The 433-nt window shown below is 65.1% G+C and carries 1 pseudogene; it reads right to left on the bottom strand.

What is annotated here, in order from left to right:
* Window positions 1-433: pseudogene (locus EN850_RS33655) on the bottom strand (preprotein translocase subunit SecA); the annotation flags it as partial.

Here is a 433-nt window from a genome sequence, read left to right as displayed (position 1 = left end):
GTTGAGGAACACCTGGTCCGGGCTGTCCTTGCGGATGGTCGGGCGGTTGGTCGGGATCACCACCACTTCCAGGCCGTAGATGCTCTGGAACTCGAATGCTTCGGTATCGGCCGTACCGGTCATGCCGGACAGCTTCTTGTACATGCGGAACAGGTTCTGGAAGGTGATGCTCGCCAGCGTCTGGTTCTCGCGCTGGACCGGCACGCCTTCCTTCGCTTCCACCGCCTGGTGCAGGCCATCGGACCAGCGGCGGCCGGCCAGGGTGCGGCCGGTGAATTCATCGACGATGACCACTTCGCCGTCGCGCACGACGTAGTCCACGTCACTCTGGTAGATCGCGTGCGCGCGCAGGGCGGCGTTGAGGTGGTGGACCACGGTCAGGTTCTGCGCCGCGTACAGGCCTTCGGTCTCGCCGTCGAGGATGCCGGCTTCC

The sequence above is a fragment of the Mesorhizobium sp. M8A.F.Ca.ET.207.01.1.1 genome, assembly GCF_004794715.1.
Taxonomy (GTDB): Bacteria; Pseudomonadota; Alphaproteobacteria; order Rhizobiales; family Rhizobiaceae; genus Mesorhizobium.
This window is presented reverse-complemented; position numbering and strand designations above follow the sequence as displayed.